This is a genomic window from Aeromonas genomosp. paramedia (genome assembly GCF_023093515.1).
Classification (GTDB): domain Bacteria; phylum Pseudomonadota; class Gammaproteobacteria; order Enterobacterales; family Aeromonadaceae; genus Aeromonas.
This window is the reverse complement of the sequence record NZ_JAAROG010000018.1, coordinates 343,669-364,819: the sequence shown is the minus strand read 5'-3', so window position 1 is coordinate 364,819 and position 21,151 is coordinate 343,669. Positions and strand designations below refer to the sequence as shown.

The following is a 21,151-nucleotide window of genomic DNA, read 5'->3' as shown; positions in this document are numbered from 1 at the left end:
AACCTTCGAAGGCAGAGCCGTCAGATTTACAGTCTGATCCCTTTGGCCGCTCGGGAACCCCTCCCCAAGTGCGAGGCCGCATACTACCAGATCCGGCAAGGTTGTGAACCCCTTGGCCGCATTCTGACGACAAAAAAGTGTCAACTGGTTATTTTTTGATATGTTTCGCTCAAAATTCACGCTTCTCAATGACTTTTATGCCGATGTCCGAGGGGGCCGGCAGGGAGAGCATGGACAGAGGAGCCACGATGGGCTCCTCTTTTTTATGCGGGAGAGGGGGGTTGTGGCGAGGCTCAGGCGTCTGAGGTGCGCGCCTGCTGGCAGCCCTGAACCGCGTGGGCGATGAGCTCGAGGGCGCTCTGCTCGCAGGGGGGCAGCTCCTCGTCGCATTGGCCTAGCGGGGTGACGCGAGGGCCCCATTTGATGAGGGCGGCGCCCCAGGTCAGGCCGGCTCCGAAGGCGGCGGTCAGCAGGTGGCTGCCTGGCTTGACACGGCCCTGCTCCAGCGCCTCGCACAGGGCGATGGGCACGGTGGCGGCCGAGGTATTGCCGTATTGCTCGATATTGACCATCACCTTCTCCATGGGGGCGTTCATCCGCTTGGCCAGGGTCTCAATGATGCGCACGTTGGCCTGGTGCGGGACTATGAGGTCGACCTGCTCGGGGGCTATGCCGGCCTGGGCCAGCACGGCACCTGTGGCCTCGCCCATGCCGCGCACAGCGCGCTTGAAGATCTCCTGCCCCTCGAAGTTGAAGGTGAACAGACCGTCGATGTCGGCGAAACGCACCCGATCCGTCCCGAAGTTCGGCACGTGCAGTATCTCCCGCGCCTCGCTGTCACAGCCGAGCTTGCTGGCAATCAGGCCGCTCTTCTGCTCGCTCGCCTCTATCACCACGGCGCCGGCGCCGTCGCCAAACAGCACTGCGGTGTCGCGCTTGGCCCAGTCCAGCAACTGGATGAGACGCTCGGCGCCTATCACCAGCACCTTCTGCATCATGCCGGTCTGCACCAGGGAGGTGGCGACCGAGAGCGCGTAGACGAAGCCGGTACAGGCGGCATTGAGGTCGAACACCGCCGCCTTGTGGGCGCCAAGGGCCTGCTGCACGGCAGAGGCACAGTTCGGGACCAGCGTGCCCGGGGTGGCGGTGGCCAGTATGATGCCATCGAGTTCACCGGCGTCCAGACCGGCGCAGGCCAGGGCGCGGCGGGCGGCCAGGGTGGCGAGTTCCTGGGTGCTGACGTGGGAGACCCGGCGGGCCTTGATGCCGGTACGCGGATAGATCCACTCATCCGAGGTATCCATGATGGTGCTGAGATCATCGTTGGTCAGCACTGCGGGGGGGAGGCATTTGCCCCAGCCGGTGATATTGGCGTATTTCATCTTGTTATCGCTTCTTGTTGTGGATCGCCCGCGGGCGGAAAAGTGCGCAATTATGTCGTACAGGCTTTCCAGTGTCATCCCGCGGGGAGGGGAGCGCAAGGGGGCGCAGAGGGAACAAGGTGGTGATTTTGCTTAAATTCCCGCTTCTCCTTGTCTTAAGATGAGAGCCGACCCAGGCTCTCCCTTCCCGAGGTGTTGTCAGTGCACAAAGCGAATCTCAACCTCTTGCCCACCCTCAAGGTGCTGCTGGAGACCCGCAACATCAGCCGGGCGGCGGAGCTGCTGCATCTGAGCCAGCCCTCCATCAGCAAGCAGCTCGGCCAGCTTCGCAGCGAGTTTGGTGACGAGCTGCTGGTGCGGGAGGGGCAGCGCTGGCTGCTGACGCCGCGGGCCGAGAGCCTGGCGGCGGCGCTTGCCGATTCCCTCGGTGCCCTGGAGCGGCTCTATGCGGCGCCCGAGTTTGCTCCCGAGCGCTGCGAGCGGGTGTTCCGGCTCGCCTCTTCCGACTACGTGGCCCAGCATATCCTGCCCGACATCTGCGCGGCCCTGGCCAGAGCCGCCCCCCTGGCGGCGCTGGAGTTCAGCCTGTGGGACAAGCGCCAGCTGCCGCAGCTGTGGCAGTCCGAGCTGGATCTGGTCTCCACCATCACCGAGCTGGTGCCGGATCAGATCCGCGGCCTGCATCAGGGGGAGGACAGGCTGGTGATGCTGATGGGGCGTCACCACCCGCTCTCGGGCACGGCGCCCAGCCTGGATGACTACCTCGCCTGGCCTCATCTGCAGGTGAGCGGCGGCGGCGACAAGGACAGCCCGGTGGAGCAGGTGCTGGCCCCCCAGGGGCTCTCCCGCCGCTGGTTCGCCCGGGTACCCTTCTTCCAGGCGGCGGTGGAGGTGCTGCTGCGCACCGACTGCCTGATGACCACCCCGGCCCACATCGCCTGGCAGCTCTCCCGGGAGCATGCCTTGAGTTTTTGCGATCTGCCCTTCGCCACCCGGGTCCAGCAGTATCATCTGCTGTGGCACCAGCGCCACCACCTGGATCCGGCCCACCGCTGGTTTCGCGAGCTGGCCTACCCCTTCCTGCGGGATCACCTGCAGCGCACCCTGGGGGAGAGCCGCAAGCAGCTGGATCTGAAGACGGACCACCTCCGCTAGGACAGTTTGTTATGCCAGCCTATAGCCGTTGGCTATGGACTCTATTCATAACTTTCACTTCTGGCATAGCTGGCCGCCTCCTACCCTGATCCCAGGTAGAGACATTCGACTAGAGAGAAGGAAAGGGTATGGAAATGACGAGTTGGCTGGCGCTCGCCGCCATTTGCGTGATGGGGGCCATCAGTCCGGGGCCCAGCCTGGCGCTGATCATCCGCAATACGGTGCAGGGGGGGCAGGGCCACGGGGTGGCCACGGCGCTCGGCCACGGCCTGGGGGTGGGGATCTATGCCCTGATCACGGCGCTGGGTCTCTCGCTGCTGATCACCCAGACCCCGCTGCTGTTTGATCTTATTCGTTACGGCGGCGCCGCCTTCCTCGCCTGGCTCGGGATCAAGGCGTTGCTGGCCAAGCCCGCCAGTGGCGACGCTGCCGACGAGACGGTGCACGGTGCCCGTGGCCGTCAGGGGGCGTTCGAAGGCTTTATGGTGGCCTTCTTGAACCCCCAGCTCGCCATCTTCTTCATCGCCCTGTTCAGCCAGTTCGTGCACGCCGATACCGGCTGGCGCGAGGGGAGCATCATGATGCTGACCGCCGGCGGCATAGACGCGCTCTGGTACGTGCTGGTGGCCCTGGTGCTCTCCCGCGGGCCTGTGCTGGCCTGGCTCAAGGCCAAATCCTTCGTGATCGACAAGGTGAGCGGCCTGGTACTGCTGGGATTGGCGCTCAAGGTGGTGATCTAGACCCGCGTCGGGTGCCAGCGTAGTCGGCACCCTCTCTGCCCCCTTCTCCCCTGGCGGGAGAAGGGCTGGGGATGAGGGGCAGCCAGATGTGCTTGTCCTTGTACCGGGTCAATCCTGCATTCTGCGGTGATCTTAAGCGGGATCAAGGCGAAGGGCGCCCGGTCTCGCTAGAGTGACGGGCATTTCTCGTCCGCCTTCAGATCAGACCCATGCAGCATCACACCCAGACTAACCGCCTCGAGCTGCTGGCCCCGGCCAGGAACCTCGCCTATGGCATCGAAGCCATCAACCATGGCGCCGATGCCGTCTACATGGGCGGCCCCGCCTTCGGTGCCCGCAGCGCGGCGGGCAACAGCATCGAGGACATCGAAGCGCTGGCGCGCCACGCCCACCGCTTCGGCGCCCAGGTGTTCGTCGCCTTCAACACCTTGCTGCACGACCACGAGCTGGAGCAGGCCCGGCGCCTGACCCATCAGATCTACGAAGCCGGGGCCGATGCGCTGATCGTGCAGGACATGGGGCTGCTGGCGCTCGACCTCCCTCCCATAGCGCTGCACGCCAGCACCCAGACCGACAACCGCACGCCGGAGAAGGTGAAGTTTCTGCAGGACGTGGGCTTCTCCCAGGTGGTGCTGGCCCGCGAACTCTCCCTCGAGCAGATCCGTGCCATCAGCGAGCAGACCCAGGTGCAGCTGGAGTTCTTTATCCACGGGGCCCTGTGCGTCTCCTACAGCGGCCAGTGCAACATCAGCCACGCCCGCACCGGGCGCAGCGCGAACCGTGGCGAGTGCGCCCAGCTCTGCCGGCTGCCCTGCTCCCTGCAAACCCCAGGGGCGGAGGTGCTGGTGGAGAACAGCCACCTGTTGTCCCTCAAGGACATGGATCAGAGCGCGAACCTGGAGGCGCTCATTGCCGCGGGCATCCGCTCTTTCAAGATCGAGGGGCGCCTCAAGGGGCTCGACTACGTCAAGAATGTCACCGCCTGGTATCGCCAGAAGCTGGACGCCATCCTGGAGCGCCGCCCCGATCTGGTGGCTGCTTCCGCCGGTCGTTGCAGCTACGGCTTCACACCGGATCCGAAGAAGAGCTTCAACCGGGGCAGCACCGACTACTTCCTCCACGGCCGCCAGCCGGGGATAGACGCCACCAGGAGCCCGAAATATGTCGGTGAACCCCTGGGCCGCGTCAGCAGGGTGACCCGCGACGGCATCGAGATCGACGGCAAGCCCGTGAGTCTCAACAACGGCGACGGCCTCGGCTTCTTCAAGCCGGGGGGCGAGCTGGTGGGGATGCGCCTGAACAAGGTGGAGGGCAAGCAGTTACTGCTGTCGGAGCGCATGCCGGGGCTGAAGGTGGGCACCGAGATCTTCCGCAACCACGATCAGGCATTCAGCAAGCAGCTCGAAAAGGCGAGCGCGGATCGCCGCATCTGGGTGGACATGGAGCTCGTCGAGTGCGACGAGGGATTGCGACTCGAACTGGTCGACGAGCAGGGTATCGGCGCCTCCGTCACGCTCCCCTGCGACAAGCAGCCGGCCGACAACCCGGCGCGGGCGCTGCAACAGGCGCGGGACCAGCTCGCAAAACTCGGCAACACCCTGTTTGTGGCGCGCCGGATTGAGTTGGTATTCACTTCTCCCCTGTTCATTGCCGCATCCCAGCTCAACGGCTTGCGCCGGGACGGCATCGCCGCCCTGGAGGCGGCCCGTCTGGCCGCCTACCGGCGACCCGAGCGGCGCATCCCCCTGAGCGACGTCACCTATCCCCAACACCGGCTTTCCTACCTCGGCAACGTGCTGAACAGCGCGGCGGAGCAGTTCTTTCGCGAACACGGGGTGGGGCGCATCGCCCCCGCCTATGAGGCGAACAAGGAGCAGGGGGAAGTGGTGCTGATGATCACCAAACACTGCATCCGCTACAGCCAGCAGCTCTGCCCGAAGGAGGTGCCCGGTCTCAAGGCCGAGCCGCTGGAGCTCAAGATGGGCAAGGATACTTTCCGCCTGCGCTTTGACTGCCACCGCTGCGAGATGCAGGTGATGGGCAGTCTCAAGGGGTGATGGCTGCCCGTGTGGGCATAGGGCGGGGGCGGATTTGATGGCAGTATGGGGCGCTGCCTTGTCACGGATGTCCCGTGGTGAGCCGCCTTCCCAAGCCTTCCTCTGCTGACAAAGGAGCTGTCATGAACATCAATGCACTGCCGTTTTGCACGACCCGCTGGGCCGACATCTCGCCGACCGAACACCAGGGGGAGCGCGGCGTCGCCCGCTGGCACACCCAGCAGTTCGGGGCGCTGCGGGTGCGGATGGTGGAGTACTCCCCCGGCTATCTGGCGGATCACTGGTGCAGCAAGGGCCACGTGCTGCTCTGTCTCGAGGGGGAGCTGCACACCGAGTTGCAGGATGGCCGGGTCTTCACCCTGACGCCGGGCATGAGCTATCAGGTGGCGGACAACGCCGAGCCCCATCGCTCTTACACCGAACTGGGCGCCCGCCTCTTTATCGTCGACTGAGCCGCGCGCTCTCCCGTTTCCCCTTGTGCTTCAGGAGCATGCCCATGCTTGAACTCAGACCCAACTGTGAATGCTGTGACCGGGATCTGCCCGCCGACACGGCGACGGCCTATATCTGCTCCTTCGAGTGCACCTTCTGTGCCGAGTGCAACGATCAGTATCTGCACCTTGTCTGCCCCAACTGCGGCGGCGAGCTGGTCAAGCGCCCGCGCCGCCCGGCGGCCAAGCTGGCGAACAACCCCGCCTCCCTCAAGCGCGTCTTCAATCCGAGTCTCAAGGCGACCCTGAGCAAGGGGCGCTAGGGTCCTCCTTCCTCTTGGGCGGGGCCGGGGGCCCCGCCCAGGATCACACCGGTTATTTCTCCATCACCACGTTCCAGGGGCCATCGGCCTGGATAAAGAAGACCGCATCCTCGCTGCCTTCCACCTTGGCCACATGGGGCTGCTTGTCGGTCAGGGCGAAGTAATCGCCGGGACCGAGGGAGTACTCCTTGCCTGCGACCGTCAGGGTAATGGCGCCCGACACCAGGGTCACATAGTGATCCGTGTCGTGATGATGGTTCGGCGTCACCAGCCCAGCCGGGTATTTCAGGAAGAACCGGCTCTGCCCCGTGGCCATGTCACCGGATACCGGTGCGGCGGCGATGCCGTTGCCCATGTCCTTCCACTTGAGATCGGCCTTGGTCATCACCACGGTCGACTCGGCCCGGGCGGGGACGCCGACCAGCAGCAGAGCCGATAGCGAGAGGACGACGGCATGCATGAGTTTCATCTGCACTCTCCTTTGCGAGTTGAACGACCCGTTCAATGGGGCGAGGCCGTCAGGGTCTCGCCTCTCCAAGCATAGGGTCTGGGCAGTCGGTGATGCCTTGCCGACGCTGCGGCGGCGAGGGGCTCAGGTGGTGATGCCCTCAAGGCGCAGCAGCGCCTGCTTGATGGGCAGGCCCCCCGCATAGCCGGTCAGGCTGCCGCTTTGGCCGATGACGCGATGGCAGGGCACTATGATCGACAGCGGGTTGCGACCGTTTGCGGCCCCGACGGCGCGGCTCGCGCTCGGCTTGCCGATGGCGCGGGCGATGTCGCCGTAGCTGCGGGTCTCTCCATAGGGGATGTCGCACAGCGCCTGCCACACCGCTTGCTGAAACGCCGTGCCCCGCGCCGCGAGCGGCAGCGTGAAGCGCTGCAACCGGCCCGCGAAGTAGTCCCTAAACTCGGCGAGGAAGGGGGTGAGCGCCTCGCCGTCCTGCCGCCAGTCGCGCATGTCGGGCAGCGGCCGCAGCCCTGCCACGAAGTCCACGTGTACCAGCCCCTGCTCATCGATGGCGACCAGCAGATCGCCGCAGCGGGTGGGCATAATGTCGTAGCGGATCATGGGGTTGTCTCCTTGGGTTCGTTGTCCGGGTGCGCCCGTACCGGGTCTGTCAGCAGCGCGGGCTGCTCGCTCATGGCGTGCCACAGCCAGCTCGCGGCATAGGCGCGCCACGGCTGCCAGGGGGCGCTGCGCGCTTCCACTTCCTTCACCGGCAGCTTGGTGCCGCCCCCCAGCGCCTTTTGCAGCACGAGATCCGAGGCGGGGAAGGCGTTTGTGTCCAGCCCGCAGCGCAGCCGCCAGTAAGCGACAGTCCAGGGGCCTATGCCCGGCAGCGCGAGCAGTTGCGCATCACTCGCGCCGCCCAGGGTGAGCGCGCCGCCCGCGAGCGCCGCGGCCAGCCCCTGCAGCGTGCGGATACGGCTGCCCGGCATGCCGATGCCGCCCAGATCCAGCGCGCACAGCTGGGCCGGGGTGGGCAGCTGCGCCGTGCCGAATTGCGCCTGGGTGCGTGCCACCAGGCGCCCTATGATGGTGATGGCCCCCTTGACCGACACCTGCTGGCCGACGATGGCGCGCAGCATCACCTCGTATTCGTCCCAGCCCCCCGGCAGCCGCACCCCGGGCCAGCGCTCCTGTATCCGCGCCAGCAGCGGATCCTGCCCGAGCTGCTCGCCGATGCGCACCATGTCCGCATCGAGATCCCACATGCGGCGCACGCGATACAGTATGTCCGGCAGCGCACTCGGCGGCAGATCCTGCACCGTCAGCCTGAGCCTCTCCCCCTCGAGGGGCTCGATGCGAACCAGCCCCTCCTGCTCGCCGACCCGGTGGCGGCGCTCGTAGCCGTGCTCATCCACCTGCTCCAGCCCGGGAATGGCGCGCAGCCGGTAGAACGCGAGCATGGCCTGGGCATCGAACGGCGGGCGGTACATCAGTTGCAACTGCAGGCTCGCCTGCGGCGTCTGCGCCGGGGCACCGCCCTCCCGCTTGCGCAGGGCGCCCGGCGTCAGTCCGTACGCCTGGTGCCAGGCGTCGTTGAAGCGGCGAATACTCGCAAAGCCAGACGCGAACGCGACGTCCGTGATGGGCAGATGCGTCTCCGTCAGCAGTCGCTTCGCGAGCAGCAGGCGGCGCGTCTGCTCCACCTGCTTTGGCGAGGCGCCGAGGTGTTGCTCGAACTGGCGCCGCAGCGTGCGCTCAGTGATCCCGGCCTGCGCCGCGAGCGCGCCCAGGCTGTGCTCCGCGAGCTCGCCGCGCTCGATGCGCGCCAGCACCTGGGCGACCAGGGTCGGCAGATCGCCGCTCTGCGCCGGTGCGAGCTCCGGGCGACAGCGCAGGCAGGGACGCAGTCCGTGCTGCTCCGCCGCTGCCGCGAAGCGAAAATACTGCACGTTGTGCTCGTGCGGCGCTCGCGCAGGGCAGATGGGGCGGCAATAGATGCCGGTGGACAGCACGCCGGTGAAGAAGCGGCCGTCGAAACGCGCGTCTCGCGCGAGCCGCGCGGCGTGGCACTGCTCGCGCGTGAGGCCGGGGATGATCTCGTCCTGGGGCGTTGGGGCTGGGGGCGCTGTGTTCATGGCATGACTCGGATTTCTGTGGGCATATCCCAGAGACTAAGCGGGGGCGAGAGGGGTGACTAGCCAAAAACGGACAGGGATAGCAAAAATAGTGGGGCAGGGGGAAGTGCGGGCGCGACGAGGGGCGCGCCCGGGAGCGGTTATTTCAGGTAGCGCTGTTCGAGGTGCTTGCGCAGCCACTGCGGATTCAGTGCCTCGCCGGTCGCGCGACGAATGAGCTCGTCCGTGCCGTGCAGGCTGCCCTGGGACCAGATGTGGCGACCGAGCCAGCCAAAGATCTCCGGCAGGCGACCAGACGCCACGAGCGTGCCCATGTCGCCGAGTTCACGTTCCAGCGCGAAGCGCAGCTGCGCCGCATACATGGCGCCAAGCGTGTAGCTCGGGAAGTAGCCAAACGACCCGTCCGTCCAGTGGATGTCCTGCATGCAGCCATTCTGGTAGTTGCCCTTGGTGGACAAGCCGAGCCACTGCTGCATCTTCGCATCCCACAGCGCCGGGATGTCCGCGACCTCGATGCGCCCCTCGATGAGATCGCGCTCCAGCTCGTAGCGCAGTATCACGTGCGCCGGATACGTCACCTCGTCCGCATCGACGCGGATGAAGCCTGGCTCGACCCTGTTGTACAGCTTCTCGAGGTTCGCCGGTGCGAGCGCGGCCTGCTCGCCGAAGTGCGCGCGAATGCGCGGCGCCAGCAGTGCGAGGAACGCGGGGTGATGGCCAAGCTGCATCTCGCAGAACAGGCTCTGGCTCTCGTGAATGCCCATGGAGCGCGCCTCGGCGACCGGCTGGCCGAGCAGATGGCGCGGCAAGCCCTGCTCGTAGCGCGCGTGGCCCGTCTCGTGCACTATGCCCATCAGGCTGGAGACGAACTCGTCCTCGTTGTAGCGCGTGGTGATGCGCACGTCCGTCGGCACGCCGCCGCAGAACGGGTGGCTGCTCACGTCGAGCCGGCCGTGCGCAAAATCAAAGCCGAGCAGCCCCATCACCTCCTGGCCGAGCGCCTGCTGCGTCGCGACCGGGAAGGGGCCGTTCGGGGTGAGGATGGCGTCGCGCTTCTGCCGCTCGCTCACGGTCTGGATGAGGCCGGGCAGCCAGCTCGTCAGATCGCCGAAGATCTGATCCAGCCGCGCACTCGTCATGCCGGGCTCGTACAGCGCCAGCATGGCGTCATAGGGGCGCACCCCGAGCGCCTCGGCGCGCAAGGTCGCCACCTCCCGCGACAGGCGCACCACCTCCTCGAGGTTAGGTGCAAAGCCCGTCCAGTCGTTCTCCTTGCGCTGGCGGCGCCAGGCGTGCTCGCACTTGCTACCGGCCAAGGAGAGCGCCTCCACCAGCTCGCTTGGCAGCAGGCTCGCATCCTGCCAGTGGCGCTTGATCTCCGCGAGGTTCGCGCGCTGGGTCGCGTCCAGCGGTTCGCTCTCGGCCCTGGCAATCCAGTCGCCGAGCTCGGGGGCGGTGCGTTTGTGGTGGATCAGCACGCCGAGCTCCGCCATCGCCTCCGCGCGGGCCTCGTTGCCCCCCTCCGGCATCATGGCGGCCTGATCCCAGCCGCAGATGGCGGACAGGTGGGAGAGGCGGTGCAGTTGTTGCTGATGTTGTTCGAGTTTCTGGTATGACATGGGATTGTCCTTGTTATCGTCCCTGATGGTATGCACCCCGTACCTGGCATGATCGGGGCTGCCCGATGCTAGCACTGAGCCGCGGGCGGGGGCCACCCTCAGGCGGTCAGCCGAGGCGCTTCTGGTGACGTTCGCGGTTTTCGGCCTTCTTGCGCTCGCTCTTTCGCAGCAGCACATAGAGCGCGCCGCTGCCGCCGTGGCGACGCTCGGCGCTGTGGATGGCCATCACCGCAGGCAGTTGCGGCAGCCAGGCGCTGACATGGCTCTTGAGCAGGGCGCGTGGGGTGCTGCGCTCCCCCTTGCCGTGCAGGATCAGCAGGCAGCGGATGTCCCGCACCTCGCACTCCTGGATGAACTGCACCAGGGCGGCTCGCGCCTCCTTGATGGTCTTGTGGTGCAGATCGAGGGAGCCTTGCAGCTCGTACTTGCCGAGCCGCAGCTTCTTGTAGACCCCCTCCTGCACGCCGTCGCGCTTGAAGCCAACGATGTCGTGGGGATCCAGCATCTCGACCGCCTCCATGCCGAGCTGATCCAGATTGAGCTGTTCGGCGGTGGCGGCTTCCCGGCGCGCGAGTTGCGCCTCGGTCGGCAGGCTGTTGCCCGCGCTGGGGGCTATGTGGTCGCTGCGCAGCGGCCGCACGTCGGCCACTTCCTGCAGGAACAGTGAGAGTTCGTCGTTATGAGACACTGCAGGCTCCCCGCATGAGAATGAGGGGGCATTATAGCGGGCCTGACCCGTGCTTAGAATGGCGGGCGGGGCGGGCTCAGGGGCCCGCACCTAGTGCCGCGCCGGGTTATTGACCCTCTTTCGGCGGTTCGGCGTGCATCACCTTGTAGATGAAATAGACCGCATAGGCGCTGATCAGCAGGAAGGTGCCGATAATCACCAGCATGGACATCAGCCCCACGCTGTTGCCGAACATCAGGTTCATCCAGAATTCCATCTCGTCCACTCCTGTCATTGCGCGATGACAGGCATGATAGATACCTCTTTGGGTGGGGTGAGATGATCTCGATCAAGTCCCTCTGTGGTTATTTAATCGGCAAACCATTCTGTGAGCGGCCTCGCACCTGGCGCCCCGCCAGGCGGCAGGGGGCCGGTCTGGCGGACTTAGTTTGCCGCTGCGGGTTCGGTGAGCGGCGTGATGCGCCAGCCCTGCTGCTCCAGCAGCGCAAGCAGGCCCTGCTCGCCGTAAAGGTGCAGGGCCCCTACCACGATAAAGCTCTCGTCTGGCAGGCCGGGCCACTTCTTGACCCAGTTGCGGTTGCGCTCCGCCAGCAGGGTCTGCTCCAGCCAGGCTTGCAGCTTGGGTGGCGCCATCTCCTCCTTGAGCAGGTTGATCAGGGTGGCCTGATCGCCCTCCTGCCATGCCTTCATCACCCCATCGAAACCGGTCTTGAGCTCGGGCAACTCATCCAGGGTGCTCTCCAGCATCAGGGTCTGGTTGTCACCGACGCTCGCGAGATAGCCGAGCTGCTCCAGCAGGGTCTCCAGCCCGACTATGGGTTTGCCGCCGTCGTTCGCCCGCCTGGCGAAGTGCTGATCCACTCCGAATTCACCGCGATAACCGGTGCGCTCCAGGGCCGCCTGGGTCAGGGTGATGGCCGCAAACCAGGGGCGCAGCGGCGCCAGCATGCTCTCGGTCAGACCGTTCTGGCCGGCGGCGATCAGGGTGCGTCGGTAGAGGTCGATGGGCAGGTGATCCTTGAGGGTCTTGCCATCCACCAGCCGGGTGATGGCCCCCATCTCCTGCCACTGCGCCTGGCTGATGTGGGTCATGTCCACCTCCATCACCAGGGCCCGGCTCTGCTGCCAGGCGCGCTCCACGGGATCCGGCAGGGGATAGAGGGAGGGTTTGCCCGCGTGGATGGACCCCAGCAGCCAGTGCTGTTCGTTGCCCTTGCTGATGCGATAGAAGGCCGGATCGGCCAAGGCGTTCAGCGGCAGCAGCAGCCAAAGCAGTAAGGAGAGCAGCGTGCGATGGAATCTCATGAGGCACCTTATGTGAGCGGGATCAGTGCTCTATGATAAGTCCTCATTTGTCACAGCCAAGAGGTTTTCCATGCCCCACCTTCGTTTTCGGGCAGTTTCTGTCGACACCCTGCAGCAGATAAGCACGCCCCTGCTGGCGGATCTCTGCGCCCTGACCGGCGGCAAGCCGGAGTTTGTCACCCTGGAGTGCGTGCCGAGCCAGTGGGTACGAGACGGCCAGCCCGAGGCCGGTTTCCCCTTCGTGGAGCTGGTCTGGTTCGAGCGCCCGCAGGAGATGCAGGATGCCGCCGCCGCCCTCATCACCCGCCACCTCAAGGCGGTACTGGGGGAGCAGACCTATGTGGTGGTGCAGGTGCTGCCCATCGTCAAGAGCGCCTACTACAGCAACGGCCAGCACTACTGAACAGATGCGGGTGCTTAGGCGGGGATCAGCCCCCGCCGGGGATCAGGCCGACTTGCCGAGGATCCGGTCAAGCCAGCGGCTCGGCAACAGGCGACGCAGTATGCTGAACAGCCTGGTGGGCAGGGTGACCGGGTAGCGGTGCCTGGGGCGCTTGCTCTGCAGCGCGTGCAGCAGCGGCGGTATGCAGGCCTCGCTCGGCAGCGTGAAGCCGCTGGTAGAGCCCTCTTTCTCCAGCCGGGTCAGGGTCTGGCGATAGGCGCCCTGATGGCGGCTCTGGGCCGGATCTATGTGGCGCACGAAGGCGTCGCGGGCATTGGCACGAAACCGGGTGTCGATGGGGCCGGGCTCGATCAGGCTGATGTGCACGCCGCTGCCCTCGAGCTCCAGGCGCAGGGTGTCGGTGTAGCCTTCCAGCGCGAACTTGCTGGCGTTGTAGGCGCCGCGATACTTCATGGCCACCAGGCCAAGCACGGAGCTGTTCTGCACGATGCGACCCTCGCCCACGGCCAGCATGGCCGGCAGCACCTGACGAATGAGATGGTGCCAGCCAAACAGATTGGTGTTGAACTGCGCCTTGAGCGCCTCCGTCGGCAAGTCTTCCAGCGCGCCGGGCTGGCCGTAGGCGCCGTTGTTGAACAGCCCGTACAGGCGTCCCCCGGCCAGGGCCAGCGCCTCTGCCGCCCCCCGCTCTATGCTGGCGGTGTCCGCCAGATCCAGTTGCACCGCCAGCAGACCCTGCTGTTGCAGCTGGGCGACATCCTCGGCCTTGCGGGCGGAGGCGATCACGGTGAAGCCGTGGGCGCCGAGCGCGTTGGCGGCGGCGAGGCCGATGCCGCTGGAGCAGCCGGTGATAAGCACGAAGGGGTGGGGCATGAAGATCATCCTGATTGGCGGCCAGCACAGGGCCGAAGATGGCATGGTAGCCCGAGCGCCACCAAAAACAAAACCGGGCCACGTGGCCCGGTTTTCGATCAGTACAGATGCCTGATTACATGATGGTGAACGGCATGATGATGTGGAACTTGACGTCATGCTCGGAGCTGAACATGTTCGGGTAGTACCAGCTGCCCTTGTCGTCCTGCTCGTTGTTGTAATCGGTGTAGTGCAGCTTGAACAGAGTGCCCTTCAGCTTGCCATCCTGCACCGTGTACATGACGTCGAAGTTGACGGCCCACTCTTTGCCCGGCTCCAGGGTGCCGTCGCCATTGTTGGCATCCCAACCGTAGGCACCGGAGACACCCGCGGCCCAGCCCGGAGCACCGACCAGATCATCCAAGGTACGAGTGGTGCCGAAGAAGACGGCCTTCTCTTCGTTGTGGTTCCAGTCTGAGCGGGAATCCCACCAGATCTCGTTCGCACCCTGGGAGTTGCCGTAGCCACGGGTCAGACGGGGCAGGTAGTTGCCCAGATCCCCTTCGGCCTTGGTGTACAGACCTTCCAGGCGGAAGGAGTAGGGACCGGCTGCCCAGCTTGCGGTCAGGGCTTGTTGCCATGCCAGACCGTCATAGTCTTCGTTCTCGGTGTCGGAACCGTAGAACTGGTAGCTGGTGTTCAGGCCACCCAGCACGTCAAACTTGTGAGCCAACTTGAAGTGGTAGCTGTCCATGTAGCCTTCGGACTGACCGAAGCCACCCGTGATGGCAGTGCCGTCTTCAAAGGTGTAACGGGCTGCCAGACCGTGGATGTAGTCGATCTTGTTCGCATCGGTGAAGGGATCGCTGGCATAGGGGCTGCTCTTGGAGAAGCCGGCGGTGTTCTTGAACCAGGGCGCCTTGTACTCATCGGCGATGGCGTAGGTCAGGTAGAGGCCGCCGAAGTTGCCTTCGATCTGGCCACCGCGGTAGGTACCGGGTTGATAGGACCAGTTGACGCCGAGGATGCCGGGTACATAGAGCTGGGTGTAACCACCCTTGGCGGTGACAGCGTCACCGAACTTGAGTTTCAGGGCGGCGGTGGAGAGGCTGAAGCCATTCTCGGGAACACCGTCACCACCTGAACCCCACTGGTCGCCCCAGAAGGAGAATTCGTTCTCTTCGTTGACCCCGTTGCTCTCGTCAACGGCCAGGTCATAGGCGCCAAAGCCGCCGACATCCAGCCCGACCATGCCCCAGGCATAACCGGAGTTGTAGTTCAGGGCTGCCTGGGTGGTGGCATGGCTCAGGTTGGAGTGGTATTTGCCATCCTGACCCGGACCGGCCTGGACGCGATCACGCTCGCGCTGGAAATAGAACAGGCCGCCTGTCAGCTTGCCTTCGTCGATGAAGGCTTCATAGGACTTGCCGTATTCCGGGCTCATCATGTCCTGAGCCGCGGATGCCATGCCGGGGGCGAGCAGCGCCGCAACCACGGCGGCACTCAAAGAGGCGCGCTTGAAGATCACTTTTTCCATTTGTTATTGCTCCTGATTTTATGGACTTAGCTTTTTTTTCCGGCAGTCGGGCAGAGGCCCGCCGCTCGGCATTGGCATTGCAATCAACACCCCGTAGGGCAAAAAATTCTTGTCTGTGTCGTCCCCTGGTTCCCGAATGCCTTGGCGCATCGGCTAGGGGTCATCTGTATATTTACAGTCATTGTTTTTTATGTACCGACCCTTGGCGATCGGACACCACCAAGAGTACGTTCGCGGTGCGAAATATCAACCGGAAGTTCCCTTGAAGTTTCAAAAATATGACCGAGTGCAAATAATCATGATTCTTGGTGTGGGCACTCCCAGCCCACTCATGTCGGCAATGAGAACGCTTTCAGGTGGTTTTTTCCGTTTACCTGGGGGGATCTTGACGTGGAAGCAGAACTTTCTTTGTTAACCTGACGGCAACATATAATTTTGTGTCACAAAAAAAGATGTCCGCCCTGCCGGGTCGGCGCCCCCGGCCGGGTGGCGTCGAGCCGACTCCCCGGCAGGGGTCACTGCATCCGGCAGGGCGCGCGGGGGCGGACTTGAATGAGGACTTATGAGGGTGCAGGCCAGGCGCACACAGGGACGCCGGGCCTGCCGAGGGGCGGCTGACTCAGGCCTGGCTCAGGATCCGGGGGATCTGCTGGGCCTGGTGGTGGATGTGCTCCGAGACCTGCACCGAGAGACGGCTGCCCTGGCGGGCATGCTGGCTGATGCGGCCGATGAGGGCGGCGAAGCTGGCCAGCCTGTGCTCCTGGCTTCTGGCGTTGTCGGCCCCCTGCAGGGCGATGACGGCGGTGCTGCGCGCCATCTCCCGCACCGTCTGGGTGGTCTGGCGCAACTGTTCGGCCTGCTGGCGCTGCCCGGCGGCTTCCGTCGTGATGCGGGTCAGCACGGTGGCGAGCTGATCCCCCGCCTGGGTGAGGCTCTCCAGGATCTCGGTGATCTGGCCGAGGGAGCGCTGGGTGTCGGCGGAGAGGTGGCGCACCTCGTCGGCCACCACCGCGAAGCCGCGCCCCTGCTCGCCGGCGCGGGCCGCCTCGATGGCGGCGTTGAGGGCCAGCAGGTTGGTCTGCTGGGAGATGTGGCCGATGACGTCGACGATGGCGGTCACATCCTCCACCGAGCGGGTCAGCTGGGCCAGGGCGCCGCTGCTCTCGTCGATGGCAAGCCCGGTCTGGGCGGTGGCCGCCAGCATGCCCCCCACCAGTTGCTCGCTCTGGCTCATGGAGTGCTCGTTGTGCTGGGCGTGCTCCGCTATCTCGGCGGCGACCTGGTGCACCTCGCTGGCGAGCTGATTGAGCTCCTGCATCATGGTATCGCTCTCATCCACCGCCTGCTCGGTGGTGCGGGTGCTGTGATGGATCTCCTGCACCTGCTCCACCATCTCCTGCAGGCTGGAGGAGACGCTGGAGAGCTGGCCCGCCTTCTGTTGCTGATCCTGTTGCAGACGCTGGATCAGGCGGTTGTAGCTCGCGACTATGTCGGCCAGCTCGTTGCGCTCGCGCCCCGTTGCCAGCAACTGCGCCTGACCCGTGGCATCGAGCTGCAGGAAGGCCGCCCGCAGTCGCAGCAGGGGCCTGACCAGCCAGCGGCGCTGCACCAGTGCGAACAGCAGGGCGACCACCACCAGGCAGAGCGCCAGGGAGGCGAGCACGGTGGCGAGCTCCCGGTTCATGGTCTGGCGGGCGGCGGCGAGCCGCTCACCCAGCTGCTCGCCGGCCTGCAGCAATTGGGTGATGTCCTGCTGCACCATCTTGCGCGCCAGTTGCTGCTGTTGCAGCCCCTTGCTGCTGTTCTCGAGCTCCATGGGGTAGCGCTTGAGCAGGGAGACCAGCTCGGCTTTGGGCAGCTCCCCGAGCTCCTTGCGCACCGGCTCTCCCAGGGTGAACTCGTCGGCGGCGGTCTCCTCGAAGAGGTTCAGGCTCGGCAGGGCCGCCAGGGAATCCGCCTGCTTTTGCAGGGCGGCGAGTTCGAACTGCAATCCTTCGAGGCGCTTGGCGCTCGCCTGCTCCATGTAGTTCTGGCGCTGGTGGGCGAGGGCGGGCAGGGTCGCCAGTATGTCGGCGGCCCCCTGGCGATAGGCCTCGGCGCTGGCCGGATCCCGGTCTGCCCCCTGCTGGCCGTAACGCAGCAGCGCCCGGGCCTGGGTGCTCAGCTCGTTCTCGGCGTTTTGCAGCAGCCACTGGCTGTTGCCGGAGAGCTTGCCCGCCGCCAGATAGTCCCCCTCGATGCGTGCCCCCATCTGCTCGAGCCGGGCGCGCAGCGGGTCGGCTTGCTGCCCGTCCAGCTGCGCCAGCAGCGCGAGCGCCTGCTGGCGCACCCCCTGGGCCTCGGCCAGGCGCAGGGGATCGCCGCTGCCGAGGTAGTCGCGAAGGGCCCCCTGCAGGGGACCGCTCAGTTGTTGTTGCAGGCGCTCCTGCTGGCGCTGGGCCTGTTCGGCCCGATTGAACTGCTGCCAGCCGTGATAGAGGGCGGTGGCCTGAACGCCGGCCACCAGCAGCAGTACGAGGGAGGAGAGGGAGGCATAATGGGCAATTTTCACATCTGAGTCCTGCTAGAAGCACGCAATGGGCGTGAGCTTAAGCAGGGGAGATGGCGTTTTTATGACAGCGGTTGTGCCGCTTTGCGGCTCCCGGGGGCCTTTACCAGCAAGCCGAGCAGGGCACCGCCCATGATGAGGGTCCCCGCCAGCAGGTGGCGCGGGGTGAGCTGCTCACCGTTGAGCCAGACCAGCAGCAGGGTGCTCAGCAAGGGGGTGAGGTAGGCGAGCGCCCCGATGCGGCGGGGATCCCCGTCTCGCAGCGCCAGATACCAGGTGACGAAGGCCGCCCCCATGGGACCGAGGGCCAGCCCGGCGATGAGCAGCCAGTCCCCCTGGGGGATGCGGGCGAGGGGCAGCGGCCCCTCCAGCCCCCAGGCGAGCAGCAGGGCCAAGAGCCCAGCGGGCAGGCAGGCGGCCGCCGTGACCACGGCGGGGGCGGGGGGCAGGCGGCGGGAGAGCACCGAATAGGCGCCCCAGACGATGGCGGCGCCGAGGGCCAGCAGGTAGCCCGGCAGATGAGCCTGTTGCAGTTGCAGCTTGCCATCGACCATCACCAGCACCGAGCCCGCCAGACCCAGGGCCCCGGCCAGCAGATGGTGCAGGCTCAGGGGATGGCCCGGCAGCAGCAATGGCGTGAACAAGATGATGCAAAGCGGCCAGAGGTAGTTGATGAGGTTCGCCTCCAGCACGGGGGCGTGGCGAAAGCTCATGAACAGCAGCAGGTGATAGAGCAGCAGGGCGGTGATGGTCACCAGCCAGGTGAGGGGGCTGGCGCGCCACTGGCGCCAGAACGGCAGGGTGCCCGCGCCGCAGAAGAAGAGCACCAGCCCCACCAGCACCAGGGGCGACACGCTGGTGATCCGGGAGGTGAGCGCCGCGAGGGAGGCCCACAGCAAGATGGTGAGCAGCGCAAAACCGGTGGACTTGTCCCACCAGGAAGAAGCAGACATCCAACACTCCTTTGCAAGATGAAGAAAAAAGAGGGCCAGTCTAGCAGACTGGCCCTCGTCACACAGCGTTGCCGTGACGCTGCGAATCAGGACTCCCGGCTCGGGACGGCGCCGGCCGCCGGGGTCAGGGACTGCCCCTTGACGTACCAGACGATGAGCGCCAGCACCAGCAGCGGCAGCACTGGGTCGAACCAGGTGCCGCCGGAGCCGAACATCAGGTTCAGCAGGGCGACGCCGGTGCCGCCGATGGCCCAGGCGATGGTGGTGGGGATGGACCAGACGATCATCTGCTGCTTGACGTCGGAGATGCCCATCATGCGGTTGACCACCCAGAACAGGCTGTCGTTGAAGTAACCGAAGAAGAGCGACCCCATGGTGGCGGCCTGGGCGGCCAGCAGCATGTTGACCCCGGGGATCTGCGCCAGTATGGGGGCGGAGATGGAGGCCGCCGTCACCATGGCCACGGTGCCTGACCCCTGGATGAGGCGCACCAGGGTCGCCACTATGAAGGGGATCAGTATGGGGGAGATGGGCAGCTGGGCTATCTGCTCGGCGAGCTGCTGACCCGCACCGCTGTCGCGCAGCACGGCCCCGAGGGCTCCGCCGGCACCGGTCACCAGCAGTATGATGCCGGCCGATTGCAGCCCCTCTTCGAGACGGGCGGCGGTGGCGTGTCTGTCCATGTGCGGCACTAGCGTATAGACCGCCAGCAGCACGCTGATGGCGAGCGCTATGATGGGGGTGCCGATGAAGTTGATGCCCTGCACCAGGGGATTCGCCATCAGGCCGTCCATCCCCTCCAGGGTGGCCAGGGTGGTGAAGATGGCCTTGACGAAGATGAGCACTATGGGCACCAGGATCGGCAGCAGCGACAGGGTCAGGCTCGGCAGGGTCTTGCCCTCCTTCTCCTTGAGGTACTGCTCATAGGTGGCTTGCAGCTCGTCCGGGGTCTGGGCTGCGTTCGCGCCGAACTCGGGGTACTTCTTGTCGAGCCACTGGGCATAGAAGACGATGCCGAGCACGCAGGGGATGGCCAGGGCCATGCCGGTCAGCAGCATGGCGCCGATGTCCACGCCAAACAGGCCGGCGACACCGAGCGGGCCCGGGGTCGGTGGCACCGTATGGTGGGTCACCACCAGGCCCCCCGCCAGGGCGACCCCCAGGGTCAGGATGGAGCGCTTGCCGCTTTTCGCCAGCGCCTTGGCCACCGGATAGAGGATGACGAAGGCGGAGTCCACGAAGATGGGGATGCTGACGATGTAGCCCGTGATGGCCAGGGCCCACTCCTCGCGGCGCTTGCCGAGCCACTTGATGAAGCTGTAGGCGATCTGCTCGGCGGCGCCGGAGACCTCAAGCAGGCGACCCATCATGACCCCGAGGCCAATGACGATGCCGATGCTACCGAGGGTGGAGCCAAAGCCCTGGGTGATCACGGTGAGGGTCTTGTCGATGCTCATGCCGCCGGTGATCCCGGCGATGCAGGCCGCCGCCAGCATGGCGATCAGGGCGTGCACCCGGGTACGGATGACCAGGAACACCAGCACGAAGACCGCGATGATGAGACCTATGATGGGGGTTGGGATGTCGCTCATGATGCCTCCTGCATGTCATGGGTGATGAAACTGTCGATGATGTCGGCAAACGTCCTGTCTGCCGCGAAGCCGAGGGCGCTGGCCCGCTGGTTGTCGATGCGTCCCGGCCAGCTCGCGACTATGCGCTCGACGGCCGGATCGGCGGCAAACTGCACCCGATCCCGGGCCGCCTGGCCACCGGCCCGTGCGAGGGCCTCCAGCATCTCGCCGACGGTCACGCTGATGCCGGGCAGGTTGATGCTGCGGGCGTCACCTGTGGCGGGGAGCCTGGCCGCCAGCAGGAAGTTCGCGACCACGGTGGCGGGGCTCGAGAGCCAGAGGCGTAGATCCGGGCTCACCGGGCAGAGGGCGCTCTCCCCTTGCAGCGGCTCGCGGATGATGCTGCTGACGAAGGACGAGGCGGCGCGGTTCGGCTTGCCCGGCCGCACGCAGATGGTGGGCAGGCGCAGTACCAGACCATCCACATAGCCCTTGCGGCTGTAGTCGTTGACCAGCAGCTCCCCCATGGCCTTCTGGGCACCGTAGGAGGAGGTGGGGGTGAGCGCCGTGCCATCATTCACCAGCGCCGGCAGCGGGCCGCCATAGACGGCCAGCGAACTGGTGAAGACGAAGCGGATGCCGGGGCGGGCATGGCGGCAGGCCTCCAGCAGGGGGCGGGTGGTGTCCAGGTTGACCTTCCAGCCCAGATCGAAATCCTGCTCCGCATGGCTGCTGACGATGGCCGCCAGGTGATAGACCACGGCGGTCCGCTCGCTGATGAGGGAGTCGGCGACACCGGGTTCGGTGAGGTCGGCCCGCAGGCAGCGAACCCTGGGGTCTGGCAGGGGGGATTGCGGCTGCTGGATGTCTACCAGCAGCAGCTCGGTGAAGGGGTGGGGGCCTTGCAGCAGGGCCCGGGCCAGTTTCTGGCCCAGGAAGCCACCGCCGCCGGTGATGATGATCTGCATCTTGTTATCCTCAGACTCGTTCATGTTCAGGGT

General features: G+C 65.7%; 20 protein-coding genes. 6 read left to right on the top strand and 14 right to left on the bottom strand.

The window, feature by feature from the left end:
• Positions 1–293 precede the first annotated feature (293 nt).
• Positions 294–1,382: a ketoacyl-ACP synthase III gene (locus HB860_RS14795; protein WP_247627138.1), complete on the bottom strand. Its 1,089-nt coding sequence runs from the start codon at positions 1,380–1,382 to the stop codon at positions 294–296.
• Between the two features lie 201 nt (positions 1,383–1,583).
• Here HB860_RS14795 and HB860_RS14790 point away from each other — a divergent pair, with 201 nt between their 5' ends.
• From HB860_RS14790 to HB860_RS14770, 5 genes are all read left to right on the top strand, one after another.
• Positions 1,584–2,537 (top strand): LysR family transcriptional regulator, encoded by a 954-nt coding sequence (locus HB860_RS14790; protein ID WP_247627137.1) that lies wholly within the window; start codon positions 1,584–1,586, stop codon positions 2,535–2,537.
• Positions 2,538–2,665: 128 nt separating this feature from the next.
• Positions 2,666–3,277 (top strand): LysE family translocator, encoded by a 612-nt coding sequence (locus HB860_RS14785; protein WP_205641156.1) that lies wholly within the window; start codon positions 2,666–2,668, stop codon positions 3,275–3,277.
• 209 nt (positions 3,278–3,486) lie between these two features.
• Positions 3,487–5,334, top strand: coding sequence for a peptidase U32 family protein (locus HB860_RS14780; protein WP_247627136.1), 1,848 nt, complete (start codon positions 3,487–3,489; stop codon positions 5,332–5,334).
• 122 nt (positions 5,335–5,456) lie between these two features.
• A complete protein-coding gene (locus HB860_RS14775) occupies positions 5,457–5,786 on the top strand; it encodes a DHCW motif cupin fold protein (RefSeq protein WP_247627135.1) in 330 nt (109 codons plus the stop codon).
• A 44-nt stretch (positions 5,787–5,830) separates the two neighbouring features.
• The gene (locus HB860_RS14770) at positions 5,831–6,088 is read left to right on the top strand and encodes a DUF1272 domain-containing protein (RefSeq protein ID WP_247627134.1); all 258 of its coding nucleotides are present in this window, start codon (positions 5,831–5,833) and stop codon (positions 6,086–6,088) included.
• A gap of 52 nt (positions 6,089–6,140) precedes the next feature.
• Here the strand turns inward: HB860_RS14770 and HB860_RS14765 are convergent, their stop codons facing one another.
• The 7 genes from HB860_RS14765 to HB860_RS14735 all read right to left on the bottom strand — a co-directional run bounded on the left by HB860_RS14765 (position 6,141) and on the right by HB860_RS14735 (position 12,286).
• The gene (locus HB860_RS14765; RefSeq protein ID WP_139439706.1) at positions 6,141–6,557 is read right to left on the bottom strand and encodes a cupin domain-containing protein; all 417 of its coding nucleotides are present in this window, start codon (positions 6,555–6,557) and stop codon (positions 6,141–6,143) included.
• A gap of 123 nt (positions 6,558–6,680) precedes the next feature.
• Positions 6,681–7,157, bottom strand: a complete 477-nt coding sequence (locus tag HB860_RS14760; RefSeq protein WP_247627133.1) for a methylated-DNA--[protein]-cysteine S-methyltransferase — start codon at positions 7,155–7,157, stop codon at positions 6,681–6,683.
• Entirely contained in the window at positions 7,154–8,674 is a 1,521-nt protein-coding gene (locus HB860_RS14755; protein ID WP_247627132.1) for an AlkA N-terminal domain-containing protein, read from the bottom strand. Before HB860_RS14755 ends, HB860_RS14760 begins: the two co-directional genes overlap by 4 nt.
• Before the next feature lie 140 nt (positions 8,675–8,814).
• Complete coding sequence (locus tag HB860_RS14750) at positions 8,815–10,293, bottom strand: carboxypeptidase M32 (protein WP_247627131.1); 1,479 nt, start codon at positions 10,291–10,293, stop codon at positions 8,815–8,817.
• A gap of 106 nt (positions 10,294–10,399) precedes the next feature.
• Positions 10,400–10,981: a DNA endonuclease SmrA gene (smrA, locus tag HB860_RS14745; protein WP_247627130.1), complete on the bottom strand. Its 582-nt coding sequence runs from the start codon at positions 10,979–10,981 to the stop codon at positions 10,400–10,402.
• A gap of 106 nt (positions 10,982–11,087) precedes the next feature.
• Entirely contained in the window at positions 11,088–11,237 is a 150-nt protein-coding gene (locus HB860_RS14740) for a DUF3149 domain-containing protein (RefSeq protein WP_081805766.1), read from the bottom strand.
• A gap of 167 nt (positions 11,238–11,404) precedes the next feature.
• Positions 11,405–12,286 carry a TraB/GumN family protein gene (locus HB860_RS14735; RefSeq protein ID WP_247627129.1) on the bottom strand — a complete coding sequence of 294 codons (882 nt, stop codon included), beginning with the start codon at positions 12,284–12,286 and terminating at the stop codon, positions 11,405–11,407.
• 70 nt (positions 12,287–12,356) lie between these two features.
• On the opposite strand from HB860_RS14735, the gene HB860_RS14730 reads away from it, so the two are divergent.
• Positions 12,357–12,689 carry a DUF1904 family protein gene (locus HB860_RS14730; RefSeq protein ID WP_139439700.1) on the top strand — a complete coding sequence of 111 codons (333 nt, stop codon included), beginning with the start codon at positions 12,357–12,359 and terminating at the stop codon, positions 12,687–12,689.
• Positions 12,690–12,731: 42 nt separating this feature from the next.
• Here HB860_RS14730 and HB860_RS14725 read toward each other — a convergent pair whose 3' ends face one another.
• The 6 genes from HB860_RS14725 to denD form a co-directional block, all read right to left on the bottom strand.
• Positions 12,732–13,562, bottom strand: a complete 831-nt coding sequence (locus tag HB860_RS14725; protein WP_247627128.1) for an SDR family oxidoreductase — start codon at positions 13,560–13,562, stop codon at positions 12,732–12,734.
• 115 nt (positions 13,563–13,677) lie between these two features.
• A complete protein-coding gene (locus HB860_RS14720) occupies positions 13,678–15,078 on the bottom strand; it encodes an OprD family outer membrane porin (RefSeq protein ID WP_139439698.1) in 1,401 nt (466 codons plus the stop codon).
• A 619-nt stretch (positions 15,079–15,697) separates the two neighbouring features.
• Positions 15,698–17,629 carry a methyl-accepting chemotaxis protein gene (locus HB860_RS14715; protein ID WP_247627127.1) on the bottom strand — a complete coding sequence of 644 codons (1,932 nt, stop codon included), beginning with the start codon at positions 17,627–17,629 and terminating at the stop codon, positions 15,698–15,700.
• A 59-nt stretch (positions 17,630–17,688) separates the two neighbouring features.
• On the bottom strand, positions 17,689–18,579 hold the full coding sequence (locus tag HB860_RS14710) for a DMT family transporter (RefSeq protein ID WP_247627126.1): 891 nt from the start codon (positions 18,577–18,579) through the stop codon (positions 17,689–17,691).
• Between the two features lie 86 nt (positions 18,580–18,665).
• Positions 18,666–20,171, bottom strand: a complete 1,506-nt coding sequence (locus tag HB860_RS14705) for a GntP family permease (protein ID WP_247627125.1) — start codon at positions 20,169–20,171, stop codon at positions 18,666–18,668.
• Positions 20,168–21,118, bottom strand: a complete 951-nt coding sequence (gene denD, locus HB860_RS14700; protein WP_247627124.1) for a D-erythronate dehydrogenase — start codon at positions 21,116–21,118, stop codon at positions 20,168–20,170. The genes HB860_RS14705 and denD overlap by 4 nt, the downstream gene beginning before the upstream one ends.
• Between the last annotated feature and the right edge of the window lie 33 nt (positions 21,119–21,151).

Excerpts from the sequence above, each read along its gene's own strand:
- HB860_RS14795 (WP_247627138.1), bottom strand. The coding sequence starts at position 1,382 with ATGAAATACGCCAATATCACCGGCTGGGGCAAATGCCTCCCCCCCGCA.
- HB860_RS14785 (WP_205641156.1), top strand. The coding sequence starts at position 2,666 with ATGGAAATGACGAGTTGGCTGGCGCTCGCCGCCATTTGCGTGATGGGG.
- HB860_RS14780 (WP_247627136.1), top strand. The coding sequence starts at position 3,487 with ATGCAGCATCACACCCAGACTAACCGCCTCGAGCTGCTGGCCCCGGCC.
- HB860_RS14775 (WP_247627135.1), top strand. The coding sequence starts at position 5,457 with ATGAACATCAATGCACTGCCGTTTTGCACGACCCGCTGGGCCGACATC.
- HB860_RS14770 (WP_247627134.1), top strand. The coding sequence starts at position 5,831 with ATGCTTGAACTCAGACCCAACTGTGAATGCTGTGACCGGGATCTGCCC.
- HB860_RS14765 (WP_139439706.1), bottom strand. The coding sequence starts at position 6,557 with ATGAAACTCATGCATGCCGTCGTCCTCTCGCTATCGGCTCTGCTGCTG.
- HB860_RS14760 (WP_247627133.1), bottom strand. The coding sequence starts at position 7,157 with ATGATCCGCTACGACATTATGCCCACCCGCTGCGGCGATCTGCTGGTC.
- HB860_RS14755 (WP_247627132.1), bottom strand. The coding sequence starts at position 8,674 with ATGAACACAGCGCCCCCAGCCCCAACGCCCCAGGACGAGATCATCCCC.
- HB860_RS14750 (WP_247627131.1), bottom strand. The coding sequence starts at position 10,293 with ATGTCATACCAGAAACTCGAACAACATCAGCAACAACTGCACCGCCTC.
- HB860_RS14740 (WP_081805766.1), bottom strand. The coding sequence starts at position 11,237 with ATGGAATTCTGGATGAACCTGATGTTCGGCAACAGCGTGGGGCTGATG.
- HB860_RS14735 (WP_247627129.1), bottom strand. The coding sequence starts at position 12,286 with ATGAGATTCCATCGCACGCTGCTCTCCTTACTGCTTTGGCTGCTGCTG.
- HB860_RS14730 (WP_139439700.1), top strand. The coding sequence starts at position 12,357 with ATGCCCCACCTTCGTTTTCGGGCAGTTTCTGTCGACACCCTGCAGCAG.
- HB860_RS14725 (WP_247627128.1), bottom strand. The coding sequence starts at position 13,562 with ATGCCCCACCCCTTCGTGCTTATCACCGGCTGCTCCAGCGGCATCGGC.
- HB860_RS14720 (WP_139439698.1), bottom strand. The coding sequence starts at position 15,078 with ATGGAAAAAGTGATCTTCAAGCGCGCCTCTTTGAGTGCCGCCGTGGTT.
- HB860_RS14710 (WP_247627126.1), bottom strand. The coding sequence starts at position 18,579 with ATGTCTGCTTCTTCCTGGTGGGACAAGTCCACCGGTTTTGCGCTGCTC.
- HB860_RS14705 (WP_247627125.1), bottom strand. The coding sequence starts at position 20,171 with ATGAGCGACATCCCAACCCCCATCATAGGTCTCATCATCGCGGTCTTC.
- denD (WP_247627124.1), bottom strand. The coding sequence starts at position 21,118 with ATGCAGATCATCATCACCGGCGGCGGTGGCTTCCTGGGCCAGAAACTG.